This window comes from Kitasatospora sp. NPDC001119 (assembly GCF_053598475.1).
The window spans coordinates 17,602-33,724 of the sequence record NZ_JBSFKI010000023.1; the positions used below are offsets into that span (position 1 = coordinate 17,602).

Annotated in this window: 19 protein-coding genes; 7 read left to right on the top strand and 12 right to left on the bottom strand. The window is 73.9% G+C overall.

The features are described 5' to 3' along the window. Window positions 1-7: 7 nt before the first annotated feature. The 8 genes from ACWDD9_RS26615 to ACWDD9_RS26650 form a co-directional block, all read right to left on the bottom strand. On the bottom strand, window positions 8-1,015 hold the full coding sequence (locus ACWDD9_RS26615) for an aldo/keto reductase (RefSeq protein WP_449812865.1): 1,008 nt from the start codon (window positions 1,013-1,015) through the stop codon (window positions 8-10). A gap of 65 nt (window positions 1,016-1,080) precedes the next feature. Next, window positions 1,081-1,965: a S1 family peptidase gene (locus tag ACWDD9_RS26620; protein WP_449812866.1), complete on the bottom strand. Its 885-nt coding sequence runs from the start codon at window positions 1,963-1,965 to the stop codon at window positions 1,081-1,083. A gap of 124 nt (window positions 1,966-2,089) precedes the next feature. Beyond that, a complete protein-coding gene (locus ACWDD9_RS26625; protein WP_049660535.1) occupies window positions 2,090-2,482 on the bottom strand; it encodes a hypothetical protein in 393 nt (130 codons plus the stop codon). A 360-nt stretch (window positions 2,483-2,842) separates the two neighbouring features. Beyond that, on the bottom strand, window positions 2,843-3,052 hold the full coding sequence (locus ACWDD9_RS26630; RefSeq protein WP_049660537.1) for a cold-shock protein: 210 nt from the start codon (window positions 3,050-3,052) through the stop codon (window positions 2,843-2,845). Window positions 3,053-3,357: 305 nt separating this feature from the next. Continuing rightward, window positions 3,358-3,768, bottom strand: a complete 411-nt coding sequence (locus tag ACWDD9_RS26635; RefSeq protein ID WP_074001055.1) for a sigma factor-like helix-turn-helix DNA-binding protein — start codon at window positions 3,766-3,768, stop codon at window positions 3,358-3,360. Window positions 3,769-3,940: 172 nt separating this feature from the next. Continuing rightward, entirely contained in the window at window positions 3,941-4,726 is a 786-nt protein-coding gene (locus ACWDD9_RS26640) for a helix-turn-helix domain-containing protein (protein WP_049657953.1), read from the bottom strand. Window positions 4,727-4,745: 19 nt separating this feature from the next. Next, a complete protein-coding gene (locus ACWDD9_RS26645) occupies window positions 4,746-5,021 on the bottom strand; it encodes a hypothetical protein (protein ID WP_375874348.1) in 276 nt (91 codons plus the stop codon). A gap of 533 nt (window positions 5,022-5,554) precedes the next feature. Continuing rightward, complete coding sequence (locus ACWDD9_RS26650) at window positions 5,555-5,950, bottom strand: hypothetical protein (protein WP_449812867.1); 396 nt, start codon at window positions 5,948-5,950, stop codon at window positions 5,555-5,557. Between the two features lie 358 nt (window positions 5,951-6,308). Between ACWDD9_RS26650 and ACWDD9_RS26655 the strand changes: the two genes are divergently transcribed. The 5 genes from ACWDD9_RS26655 (at window position 6,309) to ACWDD9_RS26675 (ending at window position 9,778) form a co-directional block, all read left to right on the top strand. Continuing rightward, entirely contained in the window at window positions 6,309-6,746 is a 438-nt protein-coding gene (locus ACWDD9_RS26655) for a hypothetical protein (RefSeq protein ID WP_049657959.1), read from the top strand. Between the two features lie 4 nt (window positions 6,747-6,750). After that, the gene (locus ACWDD9_RS26660) at window positions 6,751-7,143 is read left to right on the top strand and encodes a hypothetical protein (protein WP_049657962.1); all 393 of its coding nucleotides are present in this window, start codon (window positions 6,751-6,753) and stop codon (window positions 7,141-7,143) included. Between the two features lie 68 nt (window positions 7,144-7,211). Beyond that, the gene (locus tag ACWDD9_RS26665) at window positions 7,212-8,471 is read left to right on the top strand and encodes a S1 family peptidase (RefSeq protein ID WP_159028608.1); all 1,260 of its coding nucleotides are present in this window, start codon (window positions 7,212-7,214) and stop codon (window positions 8,469-8,471) included. A 223-nt stretch (window positions 8,472-8,694) separates the two neighbouring features. Further along, complete coding sequence (locus ACWDD9_RS26670; protein ID WP_082346111.1) at window positions 8,695-9,678, top strand: helix-turn-helix domain-containing protein; 984 nt, start codon at window positions 8,695-8,697, stop codon at window positions 9,676-9,678. Further along, window positions 9,641-9,778, top strand: a complete 138-nt coding sequence (locus ACWDD9_RS26675) for a DUF397 domain-containing protein (protein ID WP_310593046.1) — start codon at window positions 9,641-9,643, stop codon at window positions 9,776-9,778. The genes ACWDD9_RS26670 and ACWDD9_RS26675 overlap by 38 nt, the downstream gene beginning before the upstream one ends. 64 nt (window positions 9,779-9,842) lie before the next feature. On the opposite strand, the gene ACWDD9_RS26680 is transcribed toward ACWDD9_RS26675, so the two are convergent. From ACWDD9_RS26680 to ACWDD9_RS26690, 3 genes are all read right to left on the bottom strand, one after another. Beyond that, the gene (locus ACWDD9_RS26680) at window positions 9,843-10,070 is read right to left on the bottom strand and encodes a holin (RefSeq protein ID WP_049657972.1); all 228 of its coding nucleotides are present in this window, start codon (window positions 10,068-10,070) and stop codon (window positions 9,843-9,845) included. Between the two features lie 287 nt (window positions 10,071-10,357). Further along, window positions 10,358-11,383 carry a questin oxidase family protein gene (locus tag ACWDD9_RS26685; protein ID WP_449812868.1) on the bottom strand — a complete coding sequence of 342 codons (1,026 nt, stop codon included), beginning with the start codon at window positions 11,381-11,383 and terminating at the stop codon, window positions 10,358-10,360. A gap of 109 nt (window positions 11,384-11,492) precedes the next feature. Further along, window positions 11,493-12,392, bottom strand: a complete 900-nt coding sequence (locus tag ACWDD9_RS26690) for a YwqG family protein (RefSeq protein ID WP_387969186.1) — start codon at window positions 12,390-12,392, stop codon at window positions 11,493-11,495. 327 nt (window positions 12,393-12,719) lie between these two features. Between ACWDD9_RS26690 and ACWDD9_RS26695 the strand changes: the two genes are divergently transcribed. Both ACWDD9_RS26695 and ACWDD9_RS26700 read left to right on the top strand, forming a co-directional pair. Then, a complete protein-coding gene (locus ACWDD9_RS26695) occupies window positions 12,720-14,318 on the top strand; it encodes an alpha/beta fold hydrolase (protein WP_449812869.1) in 1,599 nt (532 codons plus the stop codon). Window positions 14,319-14,524: 206 nt separating this feature from the next. Next, the gene (locus ACWDD9_RS26700; protein WP_449812870.1) at window positions 14,525-15,289 is read left to right on the top strand and encodes a hypothetical protein; all 765 of its coding nucleotides are present in this window, start codon (window positions 14,525-14,527) and stop codon (window positions 15,287-15,289) included. Window positions 15,290-15,596: 307 nt separating this feature from the next. Here the strand turns inward: ACWDD9_RS26700 and ACWDD9_RS26705 are convergent, their stop codons facing one another. Beyond that, window positions 15,597-16,118 (bottom strand): cupin domain-containing protein, encoded by a 522-nt coding sequence (locus tag ACWDD9_RS26705; protein ID WP_449812871.1) that lies wholly within the window; start codon window positions 16,116-16,118, stop codon window positions 15,597-15,599. Window positions 16,119-16,123 lie beyond the last annotated feature (5 nt).

Consider the following 16,123-nt stretch of genomic DNA (forward strand, 5'->3'; position numbering starts at 1 on the left):
CGCCCCGTCAGGACCAGGGCAGTGCGGCCCGCGTGCGCCAGTAGGCCTCGGCGGGCTCGGCCATGGGCGCGAGGGCGGCGAGGTCCTCGGGGGTGGGGCGCAGGTGGGTGGCGGCGAGGTTGGAGGTGAGCTGGTCGGGGGTGGCGGCGCCGGAGAGGACGGTGTCGGCCCAGGGCTGGGCGGCGGCCGCGGCCAGGGCGAGGGCGTCGGCGGTCGCGCCGGTGTGCTGTGCGAGGGTGCGCAGGGCGGCGGTGTCGGGGCCGGTGGCATTGCGGCCGGCCAGGCGGCCGTTGGCCATGGCCTCCTTGACGACGACGAGCCAGCCGGCCGCGTGGGCCTCGGCGAGGGCGGGGGCGGCGGAGGTCTCCAGCAGGTTCCAGGTGGCCTGGACGGCGGTGAACAGCGGGCGGCCGTCGGCGGTGACGGCGAGGGCCCGGCGGATGGTGTCGGCCTGGGCGGGGCCGCTGGTGGACAGGCCGACCCGCACGCCTTCGGCGGCGAGGGCGGCGAGGCGCCGGTGCAGGGCGGGGTCGGTGAGGGCGGGGCTGTCGGGGGTGACGGAGTGGACGAGGTAGACGTCCAGGTGGTCGCCGAGCAGGGCGCGGGTCTCGTGGATCTGGCGGTCGTAGACGGCCGTCGAGTGCTCCTTGACCTCGTGCGCGGCGACTCCGCTGGTCCGCCAGTCGGCGGTGTAGGTGTAGCCCCACTTGCTGCCGACCGTCACCTCGGCGGCGGCCCGGGGGTGTTCGGCGAGCCACTGGCCGAGGAACTCCTCGGCGCGGCCGTAGGAGCGGGCGGTGTCGAGGTAGCGGACGCCGGCGGCGTACGCGGCGTCGAGCAGGGTGTGGGTGCGGGCGCGCAGGGCGTCGACGGTGCGGTCGGCGGGCAGGTCGGTGTCGCGCCCGAGGTTGATGTAGCCGGGCCGGCCGACGGCCGCCGTGCCCAGGCCGAGGCGCGCGGGGTGCGGGCGCGCGGCGGAGGCGGGGGTTGCGGTGGCGGCGGGGTCGGTCGGCATGGCGGGTTCTCCTCGGGCGCGACGGTTCTCACCTGGGACTTTAGCCGCGTGGTGGTGCCGGGCCGTCAGCCGGCGGCGATGGTGGCGCGGATCCAGGGGGCGTAGGCGGGCACGTCGGTGTACAGGCCGGGGCCGCCCGCGCAGGGCACGCCGGGGGCGCCGGGGCCGGAGGTGGCGCCGACCAGTTCCCAGCGGCCGCCGCGGCCGCGCTGGATCTGGGGGCCGCCGGAGTCGCCGAAGCAGGCCATGGCCTGCGGGACGCGGCTGAGCGTGCACAGGCGGGTGGGGTCGGCGTAGCCGGGGGCGCAGTCGGCCGGTGCGCCGATGCGGCTGGGCAGTTCCTGGAGGCGGTCGGGGAAGACCATCTGCTGGTAGTCCTGGGTGTCGACGACGGTGCCGAAGCCGAGCAGCCGGGTGGGGGTGCCGGGGGTGCCGGGGTGGTCGGCGATGCGGATGGGCTGCCCGGCGGCGGGGCGGTCCAGGCGGACGAGGGCGAGGTCGTCGTGGTTGGGGCGGGTGGCGCCGTCACCGAAGCCGAATCCGGGGTGGACGACGACGCGCTCGACGTTCCGTACGCTGCCGCCGCTGTCGCGGTGGGCGCTGCCGATGCGCACGGTGCCCTTGAGGGTGACGCCGGTGTCCTCGGTGCCCACCACGCAGTGGGCGGCGGTCAGCACCCACTGGCGGTCGATCAGGGTGCCGCCGCAGGCGCCGTCGGCGAGTTGCTTCGCGCTCAGCGGGAGGGTGGCCATGAAGGGGTAACGCTCGGTGGAGTCACGGCCGTTGACGATCGCGGAGGCGCTGCCGCTCATGGCGGTGGCGCCCAGCGCGGCGGCCAGGGCGGCGACGGCGGCGATCCGGGCGCCGCGGCGGCGGGAGGCGGGCTCGCCGGCGGTCGTACGGGCGGCGGTGGTACGGGTGGCGGTGCGGACGGTCGTGCGGAACGACACGGGTGACGGCCTTTCGGTCGGTCGGCTGGTGCGGATACGACCAGTCAACTCGGCGCCCGCCCGCCGCAACACCCGGCCAGCGGGCCGCTCCGGCCTGGGGGTAGCCCCCGGACCCGCCGTCGGGCTACCGGGTGGCCCGCCCGTACTCCCCCGGCGACGGCGACGGCAGCGGGGGGACGCCGGTCGGGGCGACGCTCTGCTCCAGGCGCAGCACGAAGTTGACGTAGCCGAGCGGCTTGCCCGGCCAGTGGCGGTCGTTGCTGGTGAGCAACTGGCTGCGCAGGCCGTCGTGTTCGGTGACCGGACCGGGGGTGGTGCGCAGGTTGGGCTGCCAGGTGCGGCCCCACGGGCGGTGTTCCAGGGACAGCGTCCAGCTCTCCTCGTCGACCGCGATCGTGGCGCCGACCCGCCCCGGCAGCACCCGCAGTCCGTACGCGCCGCGCACGACCGCCCGCTGGTCGAAGTCGGCGCTCGTGCCGACCACGGTGATCCGCCATGCGCCGTGGAACCTGAGCACGCCTGCCTCCTCGCGCCGCGGCGCCCGCTCCGGCAGCGGGCGCCCCGTCCACGTCTACGGTCCCGGTCCGCCGTCGGGCTCACCCCGGGGCGGGCGCGACCGCCGGCTTCTGCACGGGACGGTCGGCGGAGGGCGGGAGGGCGTGGACCGGTTCGCGTCGGCGGGTCCGGCTCGTACGGCGGGTCCGGCGGGTCCGGCGCGTGGGCGGATTCCCTCATGCCCGTTTTATTCCGGTTCGCGAAGTCCGCGAATAAGGAAAACGGTCGGCGACGGCGGGCGGACATGGGCCGGGGCCCGTACCGCCTGTGCGGTACGGGCCCCGGTTCCCTCTACGATTCGAGAATCGTGCGGCGGGAAATGTCAGAGAGCGACGGGGCGGATGTTCTCCGCCTGGAGGCCCTTCTGGCCCTGCGTGACGTCGTACTCGACCTTCTGGCCCTCGAGCAGCTCACGGAAGCCCGAGGCGTTGATGTTCGAGTAGTGGGCGAACACGTCCGGGCCGCCGTCTTCCTGCTGGATGAAGCCGAAGCCCTTTTCCCCGTTGAACCACTTCACGGTGCCGAAAGCCATGGGAAATTCTCCTTCTAAGGCGCTGTAGACCGCACTGCGCGGGCTACTCGTCGCCGCACTGATGACCCGCCGGGATCTCAGAAAAAAAATACGCCTGCGATGGGAATCAGCAGGCGCACACAGAGTTCATGGGAACCAAAACTGCAACTCCTACGACCGTAACAGGCCTCGGGCCGAAACGGGAATTCTCGCGGCGCCCTTCTTCGGCGCACCGGTGACCTCCGGGTGCGCCGCCGGCCGTACGGACCGGCCCGCCGGCCCGGCCCCGGGCGCCGCGCGGCGGGGGCACCCCCGGGCGGGGCCGCTCAGCGGCGGGCGGCCGCCAGGGAGCGGAGCTGGACGTGGACGGCGGCGGGCTCGGTGCCGGTGAGGGCGGCGATCTCGGCGGCGGACAGGTCGAGGACCAGGTGCAGCAGCAGGACGTCCTGCTGGGCGGCGGTGAGGTGGGCGACCGGGCCGAGCGGCCGGGGGCCGGCCAGGGCGCAGACGCGGCGGCGCACCGCCTGCCAGGCGCAGGCGGCCGGGCTGGCGGTGGCCAGGGCGTCGAGCCAGTGGCCGCCGAGCTCCTCGAACGCGGCGCGGACGGCCAGGGGCGCGTCGGCGGGCGACAGGAGCAGTGCGGCGTAGTCCAGGTAGTGGCGCAGGTGGAGGTCGTGCAGCGCCCACAGGCCCAGGGCGGGCCCGGGGGCGGCCGGGCGGCGTGGTGGTGTCGGCATGGTGGTGTCCCGAGTTTCCCGAGGTGTCCCGAGGTTTCCCGCAGGTGGCGCGGGCGGGCGCCGGCCCGCGGGCGGATGCCGGCCCGCGACCGGGACGCGGGCGGGTGCCCGTCCGTGGGTGGCTGGGGCCCGCGGCCGGGACGCGGGTGGCGCGTCCCGGCCGCGGACCGGGTCACACGAGCACCGGCGGGTTGTCGTCGGTGCCTCCGCGGCCCGCCGCGCCGGAGTGGCCGGGGCCATCGTCGCGGTCGGCGGCCAGGTTGGTGCGCAGGGTCATCCAGAGCCGGAACAGGATGTCCGTCGACGTCCCGGCGCTGGAGGACTGCATGGCCCGGGTGAACTCGCTCTGGTACGTGCGCGAGTTGACCGGGAACGGGGTGCGGGCGTTGTTCGTCCGGTCCCAGGCCGCCGCCCACAGCGCGCGGCGGGCCTCCCGGACCCCGCAGACCTCCATGTAGGCGAGGAAGACGGGTTTGCGCAGCGGGGCCTCGCCCTTGAGGACCAGGGCCAGCGTGCTGGAGGGCAGGCGCCCTCCCCGGTCGCGGGCCCGGCGGTCCAGTTCCCGCAGGGAGGGCCAGTCGGCCTTGCGGCGCATCTCGTGCATCGCCCGGCGCAAGTCGGCGAAGGAGTCGACCTGTTGGGGGTCGACCCGCCTCGGTGCGCGCAGCCGCCGGCTCCCCGAGGGGCGGGGCACGTGGGCCCAGTAGTTGGCGTGGACCCACTTGCGCCGGGCCGTCTTGAGGTCGCCGCCGCATTCACCGGTGACGGCCTCGACGACCTTCCAGCTCGGCAGGGAGCGTCCGCTGGCGGCCCGTTGCAGGGTGGTGGCGTGGTAGTTGGTCCGAACGGCGAGCTGACTGTACGTCAACCCGGCCTGCTCGCGCTGCTCCCGCAGCCAGGCGGCCAGTCGGCTCAGCGCCGGCTCGGTCGTCTCGATCGGGTTCTCTCGGCGTCCCATCGCAGGCAGGCGCTCTCCCCTAGGCCCGTCCCCTTTGCAGCCTGGAGGCCAACAGCCAGCCCCCGGTGGTCAGTTCGAGCGCCACTCCGGCGGACATGCCGGTCGCCACCAGGGCGGCGGTGAGCGCGACCGTCAGGACGACCACGACGATCACCACGGCCACCTGGCCGGCGGTCACGGCCGTCACGGACGACTGTCCGGCCACGAACGGCCAGGGCAGGGCCGGGCGGCGCGCGGGCCTCGGGACGCCGTCCGCGCAGGGAATGGGGACGCGCTTGTTCCGCTTCCTCGTCATCGAGGGAACCCTCCTATATCACTGTCCACTCCAACGGGTGGGCACTTGTGCGGTTGGCGTCGCACGGGGTGCCCGTTGGATGACACTCTGTCAGGCATATGGGTGAATCCCAATCGGTTCGGCGAACATCGCGCGGATTGATGCGCGACAGTCCCGGCCCCTACCTGAAATCTTGCGAACGTCGTACCAGAAAGCCGCAGTTCAACGAATCGAAACCGGATTTTGATGCGCCTTTGTGCAGCGCGCCCTTGTAAGCCGTCCTGGCCGGGTGTGACGATTGACAGCGGCGTCACCCGGACCTGCGGGTCCGGAACCCGGGGGGCGCTGTTCACTCCAACATCTCGGGAACATCGGCAGCGGGCCGTGTTGGCGCATGGGCCCGCCCGAACAGCAGAGACCGCCCGGCCCCGGTGGCCCGAGGCGGTCTCTCTGCACTCCGGCGGTGGCGGGCACTCCACTTGTGACGGGCCCCGCCACCGCCCCTCCCCGCATCCCCCGCATTCCCCGCCGCCACCCGGGTCGGAGGGAAGCCCCTAGCGAACCCAGCTCTCGCAGCCGAGCAGGCGGGCCTCCCTCCGCAGGACGGCGAGCGCGGCCCGGAGCCCGTCCGCGGCCTCCTGGAACGCCCGGGTCGTCTCCGGGCCCAGCTCCGGCGAGGGCGCGGTGTCCGCACCGTTCGGGTAGTCGTTGCCGACCACCGAGGCGAACCGCGTCCAGGCGCTTCTGTAGAGGCTCACGCACCGGTCGAGCTCGTCGGCGCAGTCGAGCCACACCGTCCTTGCCAGCGTTCCCTTGGTGCGCCCCAGGAGGTGGTTCAGTTCGGTGTAGGCGGCGATCGACTCCCCGGTCAGAGCCTGCCGCTGGGCACCCGCGTGGCGGTGGGCCAGCACGTCGATGAACACCTTGTATGGATCCGTGTGTCCGTCCACGACGCCCTGCTCCCTCACTGTCCTCGACCCGGCCGGCTGGTCGGCGCGGTGCGACCGTAACACCACCGCGGGCGCCGCCCTCCGACCGGCCTCGGACTGCCTCCGATCCGCGTGGCGGCCCTCCCGTTGCGGAGGCCTGTCCTCCTGAAATCATGGGCGTGGTACGGGAGTTCACCGTTTCGCCGTTCATCGGTTGTCTACCCGGGGCGCCGGGCGGGGTGTCCGCGGCCGTGGTGACCAGGGTGTCGACAGGACGTTGACCGCTTGTCTGCGGGAGTCCACGAGCGTGTTCCTGGTCCGGTCACGGACTCGGCGGCCGCCAGGTGGCACCGCCGGCAGACGACCCAGGAGGACTCGCATGTCCCGCATTCCCCATCGCACCCGTGCCGCCGCCGTCGCGGCCCTGGTGACGGCCGTCGCCCTGCCCCTCGCGGGCACGGCCACCGCCTCGGCGGCGGTGCCCGCAGGCGTCCGGAGCGTCCAGGGCGCGCCGAACTCGACGCTGGCGGCGGACGCGCCCACGACCTGGGCCGAGAAGAACGGCGGCTACGTCCAGATCAACTGGACCCCGCCGAACAACGTCGGCAAGTACGACTGGATCGGCCTCTACAAGCGGGACCCGAACGCCATCGGCATCGACAACTACGAGACCTGGCAGTGGGCCTACAACCACGGCACCTCGTACCTGACCAGCGTCCCGGCGGTCAGCGGCGACTACTGGACGGCCTACATCTCCTACGACTACGCCTCCAGCCAGTACCGCATCATCGAGTCCCACCGCTCCCACATCGACTGAGCCGGTGGCCCTGTCGACGAAGGCGGCGGCGCTGGCCCTCGCCCTGCTGGGCGCGCTGCCCGCCCAGGGCGCCGCGGCGGCCCAGTCCGCGCCGGGCACCTGGGCCGCCGCCGTCCACGTGAAGGAGACCCAGGTCGTCACGATCGGCTGGAACTACAACGGCAACCCGGTCGGGAAGTACGACTGGGTCGGGCTGTACAACTGCGATCCGGACAAGTGCGGCGTGAACTCCTACGTCTCGGGCGCCTGGCAGTGGGCCTCGTACGGCACCTCGTACACCTTCACCCGGGAGCTCACCGACTCGCTGGTCGGCGCGTACTGGACCGGCTACGTCTCCTACGACTACGCCTCCGGCCAGTACCGGCTGATGTCCTCGCAGATGAACATCCTCGCCTGAGCGGTGGCCCGGCGCCCGCTCGCTCCCCTCTCACCTCAACACGTTCGATCCGCACGAAGGAGATGACCATGAAGGTCTCCAGGAAGACCCTCGCCAGGGCCGGAGCCGCGCTCCTGCTCGCCGGGGTGACCCTGGCACCGGCCGCGGCCCAGAGCCCGGCCGTGGCCTCGGCCACCGGAACCGTCGCCTTGACGCCCCCGGCCGCCCCGGGCGGCGCCGCCCACGCGCTGGCGCAGCAACTCGGGCTCCCCGAGCAGCAGGTGGCGCAGCGCCTCGCCGCGGAGGGCGGGCTGTCGAAGACCGCCCGGGCGTTCCGCGACAGCCAGGGTGACAGGGCCGCGGGCGTGTGGCTCGACGTGATGGACGGCGAGGTCCACGCCAACGTGCTGGACGACGAGGGGGAGCGCGCGGCCCGGGCCGCCGGCATCATCCCGCAGCGCGCCGCCTACACCACCGCCGAACTCCGGGAGGTGCACGAGCGGCTCGACGCGGCCGCGGAGAAGAAGCTGACGCCGGGCGACAGCTCCTGGTCCCTGGACAGCCGGACCAACCGTGTCGTGCTGGACGTGCCGGCCGGCACGGACGCCGAGGCGATGCTGCGGACGGCCGGCATCACCGACGCCGACCGTGCGAAGGTCAGCGTCACCACCCACCAGGGGACCGCCTACGCCCGGACCGGCCTGGTCGGGGGCGACGGCCTGCGGGACGAGAACAACACCGGCACCTGCTCGGCCGGAATCATGATCAAACAGGCCGGTGTGACCTACCTGGTGACCGCCGGCCACTGCTGGCTGGGGCAGTCGAACCCGGCGGTCCGGCGCGACGACAGCTGGCCGGACAACCAGGGCAACACCCGGATCGGCCACATCGCCGACCGGCAGTTCCCCGCCTCGGACTACGCGCTGATCGCGATGGACAACCCGCGGGGCTGGACCCCCGGCGGGAGCGCGGTCAAGACGTCCAGCGGCTACAACGTCTACAACGACTACATCCGCAGCGCGGACAACCAGATCGTCGATGGCGGGACCATCTGCGCCTCGGGCGTGGCGAGCGGCTGGAGGTGCGGAACATTCGTCGACGGCATCTCCACCTACACCACAACGATAGGCAACGAGACCTATACCTCGACCCGCCAGGTCAAGGTCGCCGGAATGCAGTCGGATTACGGTGACAGCGGAGGCGCGGCCCTCTACGGCACCAGCGCCGTCGGCACCGTGACGGGCGGCTCGACCCCCGGCAGCGCGCCGAGGCCCTACACCTACATCCAGCCGCTCTCCACGATCGCGCGCGATCTCGGCGCCATCTCCACGGTCGACTGGCACCAGTGACCGCCCCACGGCACAGGTGAGGAACGCGAGCACCCTCGGTGCGGGAAGCCGGCCCGGCCGGCTTCCCGCACACGCCTGTCGGGAACCGGGCCTGTCCCGTCCGAACAGCGGTCGGCGGCAAGGGCGCACGCCGGGGGCGCGCGCCATGACGCTGTGCAAGCAAAAGACCGCATTCCGGTAACAACCCGGAGGATGCCGGGACTACGGTGACGATCACACCGGAGTGCGGAACCCGCAGTACCTGAGGGGATTTGGGATGCCACATCGGCGTCTGGAGAACGGTCTCACGTCGAGCCCGGCGGTGATGTTCGGCGAAGCACTCCGCTTCGCGCGCGATTTGGCGGGCTACACGCAGGAAGGGCTGGGCAAACTCCTGCACTGCCACCGAACGGTGATCACCCGGTACGAGAGCGGCAAGCGCTCGATGCCGAGGGACACCGTCGAACGAGCCGACGAGCTGCTCGGCATGAGGGGCCTGCTGGTGCGGCTCTGGGAGCGGGTGGACTGGCATGCGGACATCGAGCACCCCGACTGGTTCCAGAAGTACGTCGAGCTGGAAGCGGAGGCCGTGGCCGCCCGGGTGCTCCAGTACATGCGGATCAACGGGCTGCTTCAGTGCGAGGAGTACGCCTACGAGATGTTTCGCCTCGGCGATGCCCGGAACAACCCGGAGTGGCTGGCCGAGCGGGTGGAGGCTCGGCTGAGTCGGCAGGACCGCTACCTGGTCGACAACGGGCCGTCAATGATCGTCGTGCTCCATGAGAGCGCGATCCGGAGCGTCATCGGTGGACCGGGCACCATGAGAAGGCAGATGGAGCACCTCCTCTCCGTCGGGGAACGGTCCAACATTCTGATCCAGGTAGCGCCGTTCTCCTGCAGGACGCGGAAGCTGCCGACCACATCGGTGGTGCTGTTGGAGCTGCCCGACGGGAAGGAGTGGGTCTACTCGGAGAGCCTGTACCGAGGGCACTTCAGCGACGCCCCTTCGATCGTGCAGGAGGCCCGCCGGGACTTCGACCTTGTCCGCGGGTCTGTACTCTCGGTCGACGACTCCCATGCCTTCATGACCGAAGTAACGGAGGAATACCGGTATGCGGAACGCCGAGCTGAGCGGGGCGCAGTGGTGCAAGAGCAGCTACAGCGGGGACAACGCGGGCGAGTGCATCGAGGTGGCCCCCGGATTTCCCGGTCTCGTCCCTGTGCGTGACTCCAAGGACCCCCACGGCCCGGCCCTCCTCTTCCCGGCCGCCGCCTGGGACTCCTTCATCACCGCGATCCGGGGGGACGAGTTCCCGGCCGAGGGCTGACCGGACATCAACGACAGGGGGCGGGGTGCCGGATGGCTCCCCGCCCCCTGCTATGCCGGGTCGGCTACTCGCGGTTGCTGCGGCCCAGCAGGGCGGCCGAGTCCGGGTCGCCGATGCGGGTGGCCACCGCGCCCTTGAGCACGGTCAGGGCCGCGGGCAGCGCCGCGACCGCCGCCGCCTTGAGCGAGCCGATCGATGTGAGGTCGAACTTGTCGGCCAGCAGCAGGCCGAGGAACGCCACGGCGTACGTGGCGACGGTGCGCTCGACCAGGTCGACGATGAGCTTCCGCATGGTCAGGACTCCTTCGCGGTGAAGGTGGTGGGGTGCGCGGTTGCGGAGCACCCGGTGGCGGCGCCGTTCTTCGGAGGGCATGCCGTCCTGCGGGACTGCGGTGGGGTGCCGGACGCCCCGGGGCGGGGCCGTCGGAGCCGTCGGGGTCGGAGGGGGTCGACGGGGCCAGAGGGTCGGAGGGCATGCGCCATCGGGGAGTTGCCGCCCCGGTGTACACGTTCAAGCCGCCGGATCCGACGACGCTCCCCGGTACCGATTTCCTTTCCGCGTCCGGCCCCGTGCCCGCCTCACCCCAGCGGGGCGCTCAGCTCCACGGCGCGCAGCGCCGCCGCCAGGGCGGGGGCGTCGCCGACGTCGAGGGCGGTGTCCGCCAGCTTGATCACGTGCTCGTCGCCGTGCGCCAGGGCCCGTTCGAAGACCTCCTCGGGGGTGAGGGTGCCCGGCGGGGTGCAGGCCGCCGGCTCGGTCGGCGCGTACATCGCGGTGACGGCCGCCGACGCCGTCCAGGCCGCCCGCAGGCCGGCCGGCCACAGGTCCGGCGGGAGCGCGGGCAGGGCGCGCAGGACGGCGTTGGGGGCGGTGGCGGCGTGGACGAGCATGGTCTCCTCGCCGTGCCCGTAGGCGGCGTAGCGGTGGGTCGCCGCCCGGACCAGTTCCGCGAGGCGGTCGGCCGCCTCCTGCGGCCGCGTGACCCCGGCCGCCCACGCCGGCAGGGCGGTGACGCGGTCGAGCCGGGCGGGGAAGCCGCCGTCCTGGAGGGCGATGGGCGGCACCGCGTCGAGGGCGGCGGCCGCGCCGGACAGCACGCCGGGCAGCGTGGCGAGGGCGGCGACGGGCCGGTGGCGGGCGGCCCAGTAGCCGAGGCCGTGGGCGAGTTCGGCCAGCCGGGGCCCGGTGGCCTCGCCGCCGGACAGCAGGGTGCGCACGGCGTGCCCCACCCGGATCACCGGGTGCGTCGAGCCGCCGTACAGGCCGGGCAGCAGCCGGGGCCACCAGCGGGCGAGCACCTCGCGCCAGGGGTGGTCGGCGAGTTGGCGCTCGAAGTGGTCGATCCAGTCGGCCACGCGGCTCGGATCGCCGAGCGCCGCACGCCAGTTGGCGTCCGTGACCGGCTCGACGCGCGGCGGGAAGTCCTCCAGCTTGCGCGCGTACAGGTCGAGCCAGCGGTGCACCGACCGCGCCTGTCCGTGGGCGGCGAGGGCCTCGACGGCCATCGGCGCGTGGTTGGTGAGCCGTCCGAGCCGCTCGGGCCCGGAGGCGTGCAGTCGTTGGAGCGCCTCGTCCAGAATGCCTGTCGTGTCCGTCGTATCCACGGCAAGGACCGTAGGCGGGACGCCACGGACGGCGTAACGGGCCGGAGACCTAGGCCCGGCGAAGGGCTCCGGCCTGCCCGTCCGCCCCCGGCGGGCAGGCGGCGGCGCCTCAGGAGCAGTCCCAGTGGTGGTCCACCGGGCGGTCCGGGCACGACCGGCACTCGAAGACGTACACCCCGCCCGCGTCCCCGATCATCAGCCCGGCGGGGCTGTGCGCCCCGCGGCCGCCGTCGGCGTCCCGGCGCTCCTCGCCGGTCTCGTCGTCCCGGTCCTCCAGCGGGAGCCAGGTGCGGTACGACTGACCGTCGTACTCCCAGCTGCTCACCGTCAGGAGGTGCTCCATCGTCCGCCCGCAGGTCGGGCAGTCCGGCCAGCAGGGCTCCTGGGTCCAGCCCGGGTACCCTCCGAGCTTGATCCCCGGCGCCTCGGCCAGGTGGTAGCCGTACCGCAGGCCGGTACGGGCCCGCAGTTCCTCCATCCGCACGCTCAGTTCCGGGCCCAGGTCCTCCGGCATGTCCCAGCTCGGGTAGTCGACCACCGGCTCGGGGTGCAGGACGCACGGTGCCGGGATGCTGTCCTTCGGCGCGGTGCCCACGGTCGGCGGCACGGCGGCGAGGGCCGGGCCGACCTCCTCGGAGCTCCGCCAGCGCACCAGGGGCGTCGCGGTCGGGCAGCGGCCGATGATGAACGGGCACCAGAGCACCTGGAGCAGGTCCGTCCCGGCGGGGAAGGCGAGTTGGGGCACGTCCCGGCGGTGGATCTGGACGACGGGGACGAGCGGCACCGGCCCCTCCGCGGCGGGCCCGCCCCACTCCCCCGGGTGGCTGGTGCTCGGGCACAGCGGCCACGGCTCGTCGGCGGGCCACAGCGGCGGCCCGCCGACCGAGCTCTCGGCCGCGGACGGGCTGCCGGCGCGCGGGTGGAGGCGTACGGCGTCGCGGCGCAGCGGTACCAGTTCGGGGAACAGCTGCTCCAGGTCCACGGCGCGCTTCGGGGTGGTGCGGGTCATCGTCGTCTCCATCGGGCGGTGCTCGGGCGGGCACCGCGTACCCGCCGACGGCATCACCGTAGGACACGCCACCGACAGCGGCCTCGCCCGCCGTCCGGCCCGCCCGGCGACGGCGGGCCGGACGGGAGCACCTCCACTTCGGGCGGGCGGGGATGTCAATGCCGTGGACACTGGCCATCCGGTCCCCGGCGTCCGTTTTTTGACGTACCGTCAGCTCGCACAGGTGCAGGTGTCCTCCGTAGACACGGCCGCCGGTACCGCGATCGTCGTCACGACCCCTGCCTTCGCCACGGCCCGCGCCGGGCCCCGCACCGCCGAGGAGACGTCATGAGCGAACCACGCCCCCGCACCGCCGAACCGCACCGCACCGAACCACGCCCCGCCGGGCCGCGCGCCCGCCGCCGCACCCTCGCGGCCGGTCTCGCCCTCGCCGCCGCCCTGACCACGGCCGCCGCGACCGTCCCCGCCCAGGCCGCCACCGCCCAGGCGCTCGACCGCTACTACCAGCAGCGCCCCGACTGGCACAGCTGCGTCCAGGGCCCGGACGACCAGGTGGGCGCCGACCTCGAGAAGGCCGGCGCCCGCTGCGCGGAGGTCACCGTGCCGCTCGACTACGGCGACCCCGGCGGACGCACCGTCACCCTCGCGCTCTCCCGGATCAAGGCCACCGACACCCGCCACCGGATCGGCACGCTGCTGCTGAACGACGGCGGCCCCGGCAGTCCGACGCTCGGCGCGCCGACGAGGGTGCACGCCGCGTTGAAGGACACCGCCGCCCGCTTCGACATCGTCGGGCTGGACCAGCGTTTCGCCGGCCGCAGCGCCCCCCTCGACTGCGACTGGCCGATCGGCTACAACATCACCTCCGCCGGGACCACTCGGGCCTCCTTCGAGCGCCAGGTCTCCTTCCAGCGGGACCTCGCGGCCCGGTGCCGTTCGGCGGCCGGGGACCTGCTGCCGCACGCGAGCACCCGCGACGCGGCCCGGGACATGGACGTGGTGCGGGGCGCGCTCGGCGAGCGGCGGATCTCCTACCTCGGCCTCTCGTACGGCACCTACCTGGGCACGGTGTACTCCCAGATGTTCCCCGGCCGCTTCGACCGGGTGGTCCTGGACGGCGCGCTGGCCCCGGACCACGTCGGGCCGGAGCTGCTCCCCAACATGGTGCGGGCGAACGAGCGGGCGTTCGCCGACTGGGCGGACTGGGCGGCGCGGCGCAACGACACCTACGGGCTGGGCCGCACCCGCGAGGAGGTGGTCGCCGGGGTGCTGCGGACGGTCGGGGCGGCCTCGGCGCGCCCGCTCGTCCTCGGCACCGGCGCGGACGCCTTCGAGCTCGACGACACCCGGGTGCCGCTGCTGGTGTTCGGGAACCTCCAGGGCGACTCCGATGCGGAACGGGCGGGCCTCGCCGAGCTGATGGCGGTGCTCGCCGAGGCCGCGGCGGGCCGGCCGGTCACCCCCTCGGCCGAGACCACCGCCCTGCTGCACTTCCTGTTCACCCCGCAGGGCTCGCAGGCCGGCAGCGTCTCGCAGGCCATCCTGTGCGCGGACGGTACGGCGCCGCGCGATCCCGAGGAGTACTGGCGCCGGATCGAACGCGACCGCGCCCGGTACCCGCTGTCCGGCCCGCTGCTCGACAACATCTCCCCGTGCGCCTTCCTGGACGCCCCGCGCGAGGCGCCCACCGAGGTGCGCCGCGACGCCCGGGCGCTGATCCTCTCCGCCACCGGCGACCCGCGCGCCCCCTACCGGGACGGCGTCGCCCTGCACGGACTGCTGCCCAGCTCCCGGCTGCTGACCCTGCGGGGCGCCGACCAGCACGGGCTGTACGGGACGTACGGCAACGCGTGCGTGGACGACACGGTCAACGCCTACCTGGCGGGCGGGCGCCTGCCGGAGGCCGACGTGACCTGCACCAAGTAGCGGCAGCGTCCCGCCGCCGTCCGAACGCGGTCCGGGCGGCGGCGGACGGCGTGCGGTCGCGTTCGCGCTCGTGCCCGTGCCCGTGCTCGCGCTCGGCAACGGCTCGGGCACGCTGGGGAGTTGAGTACGGGGGCGGATTGCGGGCCGGGGCGCGGGCGGGCCAGGGTGTGGGCGCGGACGCGCGCGACCCGAGAGGATCCCTGCCGGTGAAGAAGCTGCTCAAGGACGTGGCGACGAGCCTGGTGTACCTCGTCGTCATGCTGGTGAACCCGCTCCTCAACGGCGTGCAGTCGCTGCGGGCGCACCACTGGCCGACCGAGCGGCGCAAGCTCAGGCTGATCGGTTCACCGACGGCGCGGGCGGCCCGGGCGGCGGAGCGGGAGCGGATCCGGGGGCTGGTCGAGGCGCTGGGAGCGGTGGAGGGGGTCGAGCACCTGCTGACCCAAGTACTGGACCAGTCCACCCGCCCGTCCACCTACGGCCTGGACCACCCCCGGGACACCCTGCTGGTCTGCCGCATCCACGCCCGCGCCTACTTCGTCGTCCGGGAGGACGTCCTCGACGTCCTGGCGCGGATCGAGGCGGCGAACGTGGCCGACTGGCAGGCCAACGGGCAGGGGCCGGACCCGCACGGGAGCCTGGAGCACGCGCTGCGCTGGTACCGCGACGGCGGCGTCGACGCCAACGGCTGGCGGATGGACCCCCCTTGCCTGTCCAGCCCCGGTGCGAAGCTGACCTGGGACCGGCCCGGCATCCCGCCCCGGGACCCGATCCCGGCGGGCCCGTACCCCAACCGGCTCTTCGTGCTGGAGCAGACCCCGCCGGACGCGGACGCGGCACGGCTGCTGGACGAGGCCCGTGCGGACGGGCGGGGCGTGGTCCTGGAGCTGGCCTTCGGCGCGGGCTGGGTCGACCACTGCCAGTACCACAAGGTGGCGCGCGGCGGCTTCGCGGGGCGCGGGCGGCTCTGAGCGGGGGGTGCCGGGCGGCTCTCGGCAGGGGGTGCCGGACGGCTTCCGAGCGGAGGGTGCCGGGCGGCTGGCCGGGCCCGTCCGGGCACCCTCACCCGTTCAGCCGCGTTTCAGCACTGGGGGCGGCGGCCGTGGTTGGCCCCGTGCTTGGCCCTGGCCTTCTTCTTGCGGCGGCGCTTCGACGACATGGCCACTCCTCTCGCAGCCGGACACTTCCGGTCTTCCACCGTTCCACACCCGGGCGGCCCCGGCCCGTCGAGCGCCCCGGCCCGTCGAGGACCCGGCCCGTCGAGCCGCCCCGCGGGTCTCAGGCGCCGTCGCCCGCCAGGGCCGCGCGCCAGGCGGGGCTGTCGACGTAGTGGTTGTCGAAGCGCTCGGACGAGGCCGCGATCGCCCCCGGCGCGGTCTCGCCGCGCATGACGCTGCCCAGCAGGCGCAGGTAGTCGAAGCGGTCCATGCCGGGCGCGAACACGCACAGCACGTCGGCCTCGGAGCCCGCGGCGGCGGCGAAGGCGTGCGGGGTGTGCGGGGGCACGGCCAGGAAGTCGCCCGCGCCCAGCACGGTGACCTCCTCGCCGACCAGCACCCGCAGCGAGCCGCCGATCACGAAGAACAGCTCCCAGGCCCGGGTGTGGAAGTGCGCGGGCGCCCCGGGGGCGCCGGCGGCGAAGGTGGAGCGGTAGACGGTGAAGCCGCCCTCGCCCGGGGCCGAGTCGGCGAGCAGCGTCATGGTGGAGCTCGGGTCGGCGCAGATCTCGGCCTCGGCGCAGCGGGTCAGCACGGGGGCGGCGGTGGTGGCGGCGGGGGCGGTGTTCCTCGTCGTCGTCATGTGAC